Annotated in this window: 11 protein-coding genes and 1 tRNA gene; 6 read left to right on the top strand and 6 right to left on the bottom strand. The window is 66.7% G+C overall.

Translation table 11 applies throughout. The annotated features are described in order from the left end of the window. Together JWM94_RS14760 and JWM94_RS14755 are read right to left on the bottom strand one after the other, a co-directional pair. Positions 1-635: DUF2155 domain-containing protein (locus JWM94_RS14760; RefSeq protein ID WP_299428710.1), on the bottom strand; the 635-nt coding region annotated here is incomplete at its 3' end. Then, the gene (locus tag JWM94_RS14755; RefSeq protein WP_299428707.1) at positions 632-1,024 is read right to left on the bottom strand and encodes an NADH:ubiquinone oxidoreductase subunit NDUFA12; all 393 of its coding nucleotides are present in this window, start codon (positions 1,022-1,024) and stop codon (positions 632-634) included. The genes JWM94_RS14755 and JWM94_RS14760, both read right to left, overlap by 4 nt. Positions 1,025-1,066: 42 nt before the next feature. Between JWM94_RS14755 and JWM94_RS14750 the strand changes: the two genes are divergently transcribed. Beyond that, a complete protein-coding gene (locus tag JWM94_RS14750; protein ID WP_299428704.1) occupies positions 1,067-1,543 on the top strand; it encodes an OsmC family protein in 477 nt (158 codons plus the stop codon). On the opposite strand, the gene JWM94_RS14745 is transcribed toward JWM94_RS14750, so the two are convergent. From JWM94_RS14745 to JWM94_RS14735, 3 genes are all read right to left on the bottom strand, one after another. After that, a complete protein-coding gene (locus tag JWM94_RS14745; RefSeq protein ID WP_299428701.1) occupies positions 1,527-2,003 on the bottom strand; it encodes a DUF192 domain-containing protein in 477 nt (158 codons plus the stop codon). The two genes, JWM94_RS14750 and JWM94_RS14745, sit on opposite strands and share 17 nt — an antisense overlap. A gap of 4 nt (positions 2,004-2,007) precedes the next feature. Then, positions 2,008-2,559 (bottom strand): cold shock protein, encoded by a 552-nt coding sequence (locus JWM94_RS14740; RefSeq protein WP_299428713.1) that lies wholly within the window; start codon positions 2,557-2,559, stop codon positions 2,008-2,010. Positions 2,560-2,949: 390 nt separating this feature from the next. Further along, positions 2,950-3,480, bottom strand: coding sequence for a RecX family transcriptional regulator (locus JWM94_RS14735; protein ID WP_299428698.1), 531 nt, complete (start codon positions 3,478-3,480; stop codon positions 2,950-2,952). Positions 3,481-3,600: 120 nt separating this feature from the next. Between JWM94_RS14735 and JWM94_RS14730 the strand changes: the two genes are divergently transcribed. From JWM94_RS14730 to JWM94_RS14715, 4 genes are all read left to right on the top strand, one after another. Further along, positions 3,601-5,370: a fatty acyl-AMP ligase gene (locus JWM94_RS14730; RefSeq protein ID WP_299428695.1), complete on the top strand. Its 1,770-nt coding sequence runs from the start codon at positions 3,601-3,603 to the stop codon at positions 5,368-5,370. A 158-nt stretch (positions 5,371-5,528) separates the two neighbouring features. After that, entirely contained in the window at positions 5,529-7,886 is a 2,358-nt protein-coding gene (locus tag JWM94_RS14725; RefSeq protein ID WP_299428692.1) for an EAL domain-containing protein, read from the top strand. A gap of 44 nt (positions 7,887-7,930) precedes the next feature. Next, positions 7,931-8,007: transfer RNA gene (locus JWM94_RS14720), tRNA-Trp, on the top strand. A 332-nt stretch (positions 8,008-8,339) separates the two neighbouring features. Then, the gene (locus JWM94_RS14715; RefSeq protein WP_299428688.1) at positions 8,340-9,794 is read left to right on the top strand and encodes a hypothetical protein; all 1,455 of its coding nucleotides are present in this window, start codon (positions 8,340-8,342) and stop codon (positions 9,792-9,794) included. Here JWM94_RS14715 and JWM94_RS14710 read toward each other — a convergent pair. Beyond that, entirely contained in the window at positions 9,791-10,963 is a 1,173-nt protein-coding gene (locus JWM94_RS14710; RefSeq protein ID WP_299428685.1) for a cytochrome c peroxidase, read from the bottom strand. The genes JWM94_RS14715 and JWM94_RS14710 overlap by 4 nt on opposite strands. 226 nt (positions 10,964-11,189) lie before the next feature. Here JWM94_RS14710 and secE point away from each other — a divergent pair, with 226 nt between their 5' ends. Beyond that, the gene (gene secE, locus JWM94_RS14705) at positions 11,190-11,390 is read left to right on the top strand and encodes a preprotein translocase subunit SecE (RefSeq protein WP_299428681.1); all 201 of its coding nucleotides are present in this window, start codon (positions 11,190-11,192) and stop codon (positions 11,388-11,390) included. The last annotated feature ends 71 nt before the right edge of the window (positions 11,391-11,461 follow it).

Below are 11,461 nucleotides of genomic sequence, written 5' to 3'. Positions count from 1 at the left end.
GTCGGTGCAGCCTCCGCCGCCCCCTCGGCGGCGGCAGGCGATTTCCGCGCGCTCGATCGCTTGGCCGGCAAGGCGTCCGCCACGGGCGCGGTATCCGGCCCGGTCGCCGGGAAAGTCATCGCACAGCTCTTGGTCCACACGTCGTAGATCGGATGCTCCACCGCGTTCAGCGCGGGGCGTTCCTTGTACAGCCAGCCCGAAAACGTCCGCCGCCAATGCTTGTCGACGCCGCGCACCAGCACCTGCACGAACGCGCCGGTCAGCTGCTCCTGCTCCCACGGCGCGGTCTGCTCGCACGCGCGCAGCCGCACCACAACATTGCCGATCCGCATCGCCTGGCCGGGCTTGAGCGTCAGGTCGCGCGCCAGCCCGTTGCGCTTGTTGAGCAGTCCGAGCACCGCGACGCGATCCTTCATCGGCGTCGTGCCCGCTTCTGGGTTGGTCGGATCGCCCGATACATCGACCGTCTCGACTCCGCCCGATACGGTGGTATCGTCGAGCGTCGTCGCCGGCGCGCTGGCCGCCGCGACGGGCGCGGATGACGATGGCCCCTGGTACCATTGATACCCGGCCCATCCGGCCGCACTGGCCCCGGCCAGCGCGGCGGCGACACCGGCGACTCGGCGCCAGTTCATCCCTCCGGCGTCCAGGCTTCGTAATCGCCGGTCGCAGGCGCGCGCTTGCCACCCTTTTCGAGCGCACCGGGCGGGCGATACGCGAGCGCGGTGCCGGTTTGATTGGCCAGGGCAGGCTTTTCCCAGCGGCGCGGCGCGGGCAATGAGCGGTCGGGCACGTCGTCGATCTGATGGTGCAGCCAACTGAACCAGTCGGGCGACACGCGGCTGGCGTCGTTGGCGCCGCTATAGATCACCCAGCGGCGCGGATTGCCCGCGGTATCCCTGCCGCCGCTGTAATAAACGTTGCCCAGCTCGTCCCCGCCGACGCGAGTCTTGCCGATCAGCCCCACCATCGTGCCCCAGCTCGCGCCGTTCCACCAGGTGAAGGGATTGAGATTGATGCCCATGGGCGGAGCGATTAGCCGGGTGTCGATAAGGGGACAAGCGGCATGAACCACGATTTCACCTCGCGCATCGTGTGGACGGGCAATCGCGGCGACGGCACGCGGAGGTATCGCGGGTACGACCGCACGTGGGACATCGCGGTAGACGGGCATGAGGTGGTGCATTGCTCGAACGACCCGCTGCTCGGCGGCGACCCGACCAAAATGAACCCGGAGGATTTGCTCCTGTCGGCGCTGTCGGCGTGCCACATGCTTTGGTATCTGCATCTCGCGAGCAATGCCGGGATCGTCGTGCTCGAGTATCGCGACAGCCCGGTCGGGCATGGCGAGACGCTGAAATCGGGCGCGGGGCGGTTCGTCTCAGCGGTGCTGCGCCCCGACATCACCGTCGCGACCGGCGCCGATCTGGCGCTCGCCGCCGAGCTTCACGGCCGAGTCCACGAATTCTGCTTCATCGCTCGGTCGGTGAACTTTCCGGTCAGCTACCAACCGACCTTCACCGAAGCTACTTCGCCCAGTTGACCTTGTCGCCCGCGGCGATGCCGAGCGCGGCGCTGCGCCCGCCCTTGATCTCGAGCACCGCGCTGACCGGCTCGCCCGACGACAGCTGCGTCTCGTCCTGCGGCACGGCGTTTTCGGCGATCGTCGCGATCGTGCCGTCGGGACGGATGAAGATGATGTCGAGCGAGCTCGGGGTGTTCTTCATCCAAAAACTCGCGACGCGCGGCGGTCCGTCGGGCGGATAGGGCCAGAACAGCATGGCATAGTCGTCGGCCAGCGCGGTGCGGTACATCAATCCGCGCTCCTGCTCCGCTGCGGTCTTGGCCTGCTCGGCCTGGAAGGCGTGGGTTCCGTTGGTACTGGTAATCGTCACCGCGATCGTCCTGACCGCGGTGGCGGTGTTGCCCGCAGCATCGCCGGTCGCGCATCCGGCCGTCAACGCGCACAGCGCCAGCGGCAGCAAAACCCCATACAATTTCATGTAATCAATCGTCCTGTTCGACCACGACCGCGAGCGGACCCTTGCGCCCGTCGACGATCCGCGCGCGCAACCTCTGGTCGGGTTCCACCTCATGCAGGCCGGCGCGGCGCAGCGTTTCCATATGGACGAATATATCCGCCGAATCCGATCCTCGCACCAGGAATCCATAGCCCTTCAGGCGATTGAACCATTTCACCGCGACCGCTTCGAATTCGCCGGCCTCGTCGAGCATCGCCACCGGATCGACCCGATCGCTCTCGGCACGCGGGCGCGGCGCGGGTTCGATCGCGGTCGACAGGTCGATCGACAGGATTTCGGTCGCCTGAAGCCCACGCTGGCGCTGGACAGCCAGGCATTCGAGCCGCGCGCCCTCGGGCAAGCTGCGCCGACCGTGCGGTTGGAGCACCGAAAAATGGATCAGGATGTCGCCCGCCTGCCCGTCATCGACCAGGAACCCAAAGCCGCGCGTCACGTCGAACCATTTGACCGTACCGGCGTGGCGCGATTCATCATTGGCCGGCGCCGGCGCGGCGACAGGCTCTTCGGACGGCTGCAACGGCCGTTCACCCTGTTCCGGCTGCGGATCTACGCGCACACTTACCCCCTGCCCCGCGAATGTATCAGGTTCGCTGTAAAAACCAAGCATTCGGGCGCGGGTCGTTACGATATCGTTCCAGGGTCTGAACTCAGGTGGCACGCGGATCGTGATCGCCCGGAGAAGCCCGTTGGCAAGGAACGCAGCGCCGTCGCGTAGCCGGGGCTACGCGCAAGCAAGTGACGCCGTCCAGCGGGCTTCTCCGGGCGACCGCTTCGCGGCGGGCCGATTTTGGCGTTGGGACAGCGTCGCTGCGTCGGTCACGATGCGCAGGGGCATCGCTCCCTCCTTGCTCCTTGCCCAACACCAAAATCGACTCCGTCACGACCGCGTGCCACCTGAGTTCAGACCCTAATCTTCCAGTTCGCCCGGATCGTCGCCCGGCGCCATGTTGGCGATCCGCCGCGCCAGCGCCGGGGCGTGACCGCCGCGCAGCATCGCACCGATCTGCTTTTCGCGCAAAAGCCGGTCGGGCGGCATTTCCGCGAACGGCCCGATCCGCCGCCGCCGCGCAAAGGCGATCGCGGCGCCCAGCGCGCGCTCCTCGATGCCCGGTGCGATCGCTTCGGCATCCTCGCCCTTGATGCCCGCCTGGTGCAACGCTCCGGCCACGCGCCGCGCGCCCAGTCCGCGCCGCGCCATCGCGGTCGCCTTGGCCTCGCCATAGGCGCGATCGTCGATATAGCCCAGTTCGGCCATGCGTTCGGCCAGCGCCTGCGGGTCGACCGGATCGCCCTCCCACCCGCGCTCGCGGATCTTGCGCCGCAGATAATCGCTCAGCCGTCCGCGCGTCGTTGCGAAGCGCTCGACATAGCGCAGCGCCAGCCGTTCGAGGGCAGGACGGTCCAACGGAGGGACAGGACGACGGGGAACTCGCGGCATACCGCCTTGATTGTGCCACACTGCCAACGGATTTTGAACGCTTGCCATCCGCAGGGGTGTAACGATGGCATGGATGCGGCCGCGCACGAACGCAGTCGCACGAAACATGGGCGCTAATTCATGACGATGAACTCGAATACCGACGTGGCGACGAGCGAACGACCGGCCGGGCTTAACCCGACGCCGAGCGACGATGCGCTGCCGCGGCGATTCGCCGATTTCGCCACGTTGGGCGACGCGCTCGATTATGCCGCGCAAGGAACCAAGGGACTCAATTTCCACGATCCGCGCGGCACGCTGACGCGCGCTTACACCTTCACCGAATTGCGCGAGGACGCGCTGGCGATGGCGCGCCGTCTGATCGCCGCCGGGATCAAGCCCGAGGATCGAATCGCGCTGATCGCCGAAACCGGCGCCGAATTCGCCGCTTTGTTCTTCGGCGTGGTCTATGCCGGCGCCTGGCCGGTGCCGCTGCCGCTCCCCACCAGTTTCGGCGGTGCGCAAAGCTATATCGACCAACTCTCTGTTCAGTTGAGCAGCTGCGACCCGCGCATGCTGATCTATCCGCCCGAAATCGGCGCGATGTGCGCGGAAGCCGCTAAGAACCAGAACGTCGAGGGGATCGACTGGGCGAGCTTCGCCGAGCGCGCCGCCCCCGACACCGATTTGCCGACCGCGCAGACCGACGATGTCGCGTATCTGCAATATTCGAGCGGATCGACGCGCTTTCCGCACGGCGTCGTCATTACCCATGCCGCCTTGCTGTCGAACCTCGCCGCGCATTCGATCGGAATGCATGTCGGCGACGGCGACCGCTGCGTGTCGTGGCTGCCCTGGTATCACGACATGGGGCTGGTCGGCTGCTTCCTTTCGATCGTCGCCAACCAGGTTTCCACCGATTATCTCAAGACCGAGGATTTCGCGCGGCGCCCGCTTGCCTGGCTCGACCTGATCAGCCGCAATCCGGGCACCACGCTCTCTTACTCGCCGACCTTCGGCTACGACATCTGCGCGCGCCGCATCTCGAGCCAGACCAAGGCGAGCGACCGGTTCGACCTGGCGCGCTGGCGCGTCGCCGGCAACGGCGCCGACATGATCCGCCCCGACGTGATGCAGGCGTTCGTCGATGCATTCGGCGATGCCGGGTTCAAGGCCAGCGCGTTCCTGCCGAGCTATGGTCTGGCCGAGGCGACGCTGGCTGTGTCGATCATGCCACCGGGTGAAGGCATCCGTGTCGAACTGGTTGAGGAAACGCAACTTTCCGGCCAGGCTGGCCGCCGCGACCGGCCCCAACGCTACCGCGCGATCGTCAATTGCGGCAAGCCCGCGCGCGACATGAAGATCGAGATTCGCGAGGAGGACGGCACCCCGCTCCCCGAGCGCGCGATCGGCAAGGTGTGGTGCGCGGGGCCGTCGCTGATGGTCGGCTATTTCCGCGACCCCGATGCGACCGCCGCGTGCATAGCCGACGGCTGGCTCGACACCGGCGACATGGGCTATATGTCGGACGGCTACATCTACATCGTCGGCCGCGCCAAGGACATGATCATCGTCAACGGCCGCAACCATTGGCCGCAGGACATCGAATGGGCGGTCGAGCAGCTACCGGGCTTCAAGGCGGGCGACATCGCCGCCTTCGCGATCACCACGCCGGGCGGCGAGGAAACCCCCGCGGTGCTGGTCCAGTGCCGCAGCAGCGACGAAGCCGAACGCGTCCGCCTGCGCGACGAAATCCGCGAGCGCGTTCGATCGGTGACGGGCATGAACTGCGTGATCGAGCTGATCCCCCCGCGCACCCTGCCACGCACCAGCTCGGGGAAGTTGTCGCGGGCCAAGGCGCGCAATCTGTATCTGGCGGGTGAGATCAAGCCGTACGATATCGCGGCGTAAGACACGGCCAGTCGGCTAGCGAGCAGCGATTCCCAATTACACCGGCACCTAATTCCCCACCCAAAACGGGGAACGCCTCTCCGGCGGCGTAGATAAATCCGCCAAATCGGCCCTTCCCCTAACCGTTCGATAACCCCTCATCCGCTAATCGCGGGAGCGTGAGTTCGGAACAATCTTCGCAATTTCCCAAGCCGCGGATCGACGTCCGCGCGTTGCTGGGGCTGTACGACCCGCCGGACACCACCGATTGGGGCCCGATCCGCGCGGCGCAGCTCCATGCCGGTCGCCAGCTCGCCTTGTTCCTGCTCGCCGCCAACCTGATTGGCGCCGCGCTGATCGTGATGCTGTTCGATGGACACGCATCGCGCGCGCTACTGGTAAGCTGGGGCGTGGTAACTGGCGCGGTCGGCGTCGCGGTCGCGGTGCGCAGGCTGGCGACGCGGCACCGCGATGCCAGCACCGCGACCTTGCGCGACGTGCGCGATACCGTGCTGGAGGGCGTGGCGCTCGCCGCGGTCTGGTCGGTTCCGCCGCTCGCCTTGGGGGCGAATGCCGACATCGGGACCGCGATGGGACTGTGGATCCTGCTCTCGGTGATGATGACCGCGTCCGCGGTCGCGATGGCGGCATTGCCGCTGGCGACGCTCAGCTTCCTCGGCATTCTGGGCACGGCGATCGTGACGATGCTGTTGATGCTCGGCAGCCCGTTGCTCGGCGCGGCGACGGCGTTGTTCGTCGGGTTGTTGATGCTCGGCTGTTTTCAGCGCTGCAAGGCGCTGGTGGTGATCCGCGCCAACGAGATCGGTCTGGCCGAACGCGACGAAACGGTCAGCCTGTTGCTGCGCGAATTCGAGGAAGAGGATGGCGACTGGCTGTGGGAAACCGACACGGCGCGGCGCATTGTCCGCGCCTCCCCTCGTTTTGCCCGCTCGGTCAACCTCGATCCGATAAAGATCAACGGCATGCCGCTGCTCCAGTCGCTGGCCGCCGAACGCTGGGAGTCGGGCGACTTTTCGCCCGGGCTGCACGCGCTTGCCGAAAAGTTGAAAGGCCGCGAAGCGTTTCGCGACCTTTTGCTGTCCGTCCAGGTCAAGGACGAAAAGCGCTGGTTCGCGCTGACGGCGAGCCCGCGCCACGACGATAGCGGCTTGTTCATCGGCTTTCGCGGGGTCGGATCCGACGTCACGGCCCAACGCGAATCGGCCGACCAGATCAACCGCATGGCCCGGTTCGACACGCTGACCGGGCTGCCCAACCGCCTCCACCTCAACGAGCAACTCGCCAAGGCGATGGCCGACGCCGAAAAATGGGGTACGCGCTGCGCGTTCATGATGATCGACCTCGACCGCTTCAAGGCGGTCAACGATTCGCTCGGCCACCCGGTCGGCGACCGCTTGCTCGGCCGCGTGTCCGAACGGCTCGCCAGGCTGGTCACCGACAACGAGATCATCGGGCGGCTCGGCGGCGACGAGTTCGCGGTCGTGGTCCGCGACGCGAGCGATGCCGGGCGTGTCGAACGGCTGGCCAAGGCGATCATCGATACGCTGTCCGCGCGCTACGACCTCGACCAGCACACGCTCTATATCGGCGCGTCGATCGGCATCGCGTCGGGGCCGCGCGACGGCCGCACCGCCGAAATGCTGATCCGCTCCGCCGACCTGGCGCTGTACCGGTCGAAGGATGCCGGCGGTGGCGCGTTCAACACCTACGAGCCGCAGCTTCACGTCAAGGCGGAGGAGCGCCGCGTGCTCGAAATGGCGCTCCGCCAGGCGCTCGAAAAGGGCGAAATGCACCTCGAATACCAACCCGTGGTCGATGCCGGGACCGGCGGGCTGACCGGGTTCGAAGCGCTGTTGCGCTGGACGCATCCCGAATTGGGCGTGGTGTCCCCGGCCAAGTTCGTGCCCTTGGCGGAGGACGCGCGTCTGATCGGGCCGATGGGCGAATGGGTATTGCGCTCAGCGTGCGACGAAGCCGCAAGCTGGCCAGCGCCGACTCGCGTTGCGGTCAACGTGTCGCCCGAACAGCTCCACAACCCCGCCTTCGTCGCGGTGGTCGCCTCCGCGCTCGCCAATAGCGGGCTGCCGCCCGAACGGCTCGAGCTCGAAGTGACCGAAGGCGTGTTCATGCGCGAGGGTACCGTCGCGGTGCAGGTGCTGGAGCGGATCCTCGATCTCGGCGTGCGCCTCAGCCTCGACGATTTCGGCACCGGCTATTCGTCGCTCGGCTATCTCGCGCGCACGCGGTTCTCGACGATCAAGGTGGACCGTAGCTTCGTCCAGGGCGCGTCGAAGGGCCAGCCCGAGCCGATCGCGATCATCCGCGCCGTCGTCGCGCTCGCGCAATCGCTCGGCATGGCCACCACTGCCGAAGGCGTCGAGACCGAGCAGGAGCATCAGATGATCCAGGATCTCGGCTGCACCAAGGTCCAGGGTTATTATTTCGGCCGGCCACTGCCGGTTACGGAAGCGCGCGCGCTAGCGGCGCGGCGATGGGACGACGCGGCGGCGGCGTAGCCTTGCGCTCCTGTCGCGGGGAAGTTAGGAGCCGCGTCGGCTGCAGGGGTGTAGCTCAGCTGGTTAGAGCGTCGGTCTCCAAAACCGAAGGCCCTCGGTTCGAATCCGAGCTCCCCTGCCAAAGCCCTTGATCCGAACGGAACGAGGTCGCGCCGAACGGTTCGCCCACCAATCCATCCCACACGGCATAAATCGCGTCTGAAGGACGCCACATATGCCGCACGGGAAACACATCGGGTCGCGGCAGTTGGTGCATTTCATCGCGGCAAGCGGTAGGCTGACCCCATGAGCCGAAAAAATGTATCCCTGCCCCCTCCCGTCGTTGTTTCGCGTCGCACTACGCTTGCGATGCTGTCGTCGTCCGTCCTTCTCGCGTCATGCGGCGATGGCGGCGGCGCCACCGGGACATCGCCGGCGCCTCCACCGCCGCCACCACCGCCGCCTCCCTCGCCGGTGTCGGGGCCCGCTTGGTTCAGCTACGGCCACGATGCGCAACATACCGCGGTTAGCGCGATCGCCTCGCAGGATCTGGGCCGCATCACCTGGACGTCACCGGTCGACATGGCGCCGCAATATACGTCATCGGGTTCGCTGCTGACGCATTACGGATCGCCGATCGTGACGACGAACAACACCGTCGTGATTCCGGTCAAGACCGGCGCGACGGCCGGCTACCGCGTCGAGGGGCGCAACGGTGCGACGGGTACGGCGATCTGGGCGACGGCGACCGACTACGTCAGCCCGCCGCACAATTGGGTGCCGCCGTACAACGTCCTGCTGACGCCGCAGGCGCGGCTCTATGCTCCCGGATCGGGCGGCAAGCTGCTGATGCGCACCGATGCGGATGCGGCGACGGGGACGTTCGCGGCGCAAATCTTCTATGGCGCCACCGCCTACAACGCGAACCCCGCCGCCTTCGACGGCACCGTGTTCATCAACACGCCGCTCACGTCCGATGCGAATGGCAACATCTTCTTCGGATTCCAGGTCACCGGCACGAACCCGGCGGGGCTGGTCAGCGGCATCGCGCGCGTCGCGCCCGACGGAACGGGCATTTGGGTCGGCGCCGCCGCGGCGGTGGGCGATGCGGCGATCAAGAAGCCCGCGATGAACTGCGCGCCCGCCCTCTCGAGCGACGGCACAACGGTATACATCGCGGTGAACACCGACGTGGTCGCCGGCGTCACGCAGCGCGGCTATCTGCTCGCGCTCAACAGCACGACGCTCGCGACGCGCGCGAAGGTCGCGCTGACCGACCCCAATTCGCTTACCCCGGCGCGAGTCAGCGACGACGGCACCGCGACGCCGGTGGTCGGCAGCGACGGCCGCGTGTTCTACGGCGTGCTGGAAGGTACGTTCCCGACGCACAATGCGCGCGGTTGGCTGTTGCAGTTTGACGCGCTGCTCAGCCCGGTGGGCGTGCCGGGCAGCTTCGGCTGGGACGTGTCGCCCAGCGTGATTCCGGCATCGATGGTGCCGTCGTACGGCGGATCGTCGACCTATCTGCTCGTGGTGAAATATAACAATTACAATGGCGTCGGGACAGGCGACGGGCTCAACCGGCTTGCGGTGCTCGACCCCAGGGCGAGCCAGGCCGACCCGATCGTTCCAAGCGTATCGGTGATGCGCGAAGTGCTGACGATCCTCGGGCCGACGCTCGACACGGGATCGGCCACTGCGCGGCGCGAATGGTGCATCAACACGATGGCCGCCGATCCGGCGCGCAAGTCGATCCTCGCCAACAACGAGGACGGCGTGCTGTATCGCTGGGACCTGACGACCAATACCTTGTCGCAGAACATCCGGCTCAACGCCGGGCTGGGCCAGGCCTATACCCCGACCGCAGTCGGCGCCGACGGTGCGGTGTACGCGATCAGCAACGCGGTCCTGTATTCGATCCGCGCCTAATACGCTCGGTAGCCCGGGCGGAACGGGTCGCCGAAGCGGGGGTCGGTGGGAAGGACGCGGTCGCTCAGCGTCATCAGGAACGCGACGAGCGCGGCGCGGTCGTCGGCACTCAGGTTGAGCCGTCGCGGGCGCCCGCTTTGCCGCAGCCTGTCATCGAGCGCAGGGCCGTCCTGAATGCCGTGGTCGTAGAAATCGACGACCTGCGCCAGCGTCGTGAACCGGCCGTCGTGCATATACGGCCCCATCAGCCCGACGTTTCGCAGCGATGGCGCCTTGAACAGTCGCACCTCGCCGGCGTCCAGCCCATCGCTACGCGCGGTCGCCGCCAAGGCGTAGGTCGGCGGCAAATGGCATGACGAACAACCGGCGCCGCCCTGCCCGGCAGCCGCCATGAACAGATGCCGGCCGCGATTTTCTCGGGAGCTGAAGTTCGGCAGGTCGATGTCGAGCGCGCGGTTCGGTGCGGTCGGCGAGAAGACCCGCGCATAGCCCGCGTCCCACCGGCTGGAGCTCGCGATCATCGCGCGCACGAACTGGGCAAGTGCTTGCTGGACGCGCGGTTCGGTGATCGTCGGGCTGCCGAACGCCCAGGCGAACAGGTCGGGATAATAGGCAGTCTTGCCCATCTTGGCGGTCAGCGCGTCGAACCCGCCCGCCGCGCCGCCCCAGCCCATTTCGACCAGGCTGTGCAAGGGGTGGCTCGCCTGCGCCTCCGCGCTGGGCGCGCGCCGGTTCCAGAAGGTGGTACCCGGCCGCCAGTAGCGCAAATTGCCGAGCCGCATGGCGTGAAAATCGGTGGTGGCGGCGGTGCTGATCCCGTTGCTGAACCGCATCGGATCGGTGAAACCGTACTTTTGTTGATGGCACGACGCGCACGACGTGCGGTTATTGGTGCTGAGCCGCAAGTCGTAGAACAGCACGCGCCCAAGCGTCGCTACTCTGTCATTGTTGGGATTGGCGGGTGGGCTGTTGTCCAGCGCCTTCACCGTGCGGTCGAAATAGGCCGGAAGCGCCGGCGCGGCGTAATTCGCGACGTGCGCGAAGTCGATCGTGGTGAACGCGGCGACGCCCGCGGGGGTGGCGGAGGCCGGAGCGTCCTTCCCACCGCACGCCGCCAGCGCCAACGTCAGCCCGCTCACCACTAGCCATCCGATATACGCCAAACGCATCGCACCTCTTTTCCGACATGGTGCGTAGCGCCGATCCGATGCGGTGGCGACGGGGTTTCCCTCCACCCCGCCCTTCGCGCACCGAGGGCACTTGCCCCCTCGCACACCTCACGCTAAGCACCCCGTCAATCCGACATCGGGATTGTCTTGTCGTCCGGCCCTTCACGGGAGCGGGCGGCGGGCCTATGTCCCGCGTGTCGCACAACGCAAGCAAGGGTCACCATCCGTGGCGAAGACATCCCCGATCGAATTCATCCAGCAAGTCCGCGCGGAGACCCGCAAGGTCGTCTGGCCGACCCGGCGCGAGACGATCATGACCGGTGTGATGGTGATGATCATGACACTGATCCTGGGAATCTTCTTTTTCGTGATCGATTCGGGGTTCGAGGCGCTGGTCAAGCTGCTCCTCGGCTTCGCGACCAAGTAAGGGTTTAGAGACGTGGCACGCTGGTACATCATCCACGCTTATTCGGGTTTCGAGGGCAAGGTCCGCGACGC

It is taken from the genome of Sphingomonas bacterium (genome assembly GCF_028289855.1).
Classification (GTDB): domain Bacteria; phylum Pseudomonadota; class Alphaproteobacteria; order Sphingomonadales; family Sphingomonadaceae; genus Sphingomonas.
Note: the sequence above shows the minus strand (reverse complement) of the source record. Positions and strands in the feature narration are given on the sequence as shown.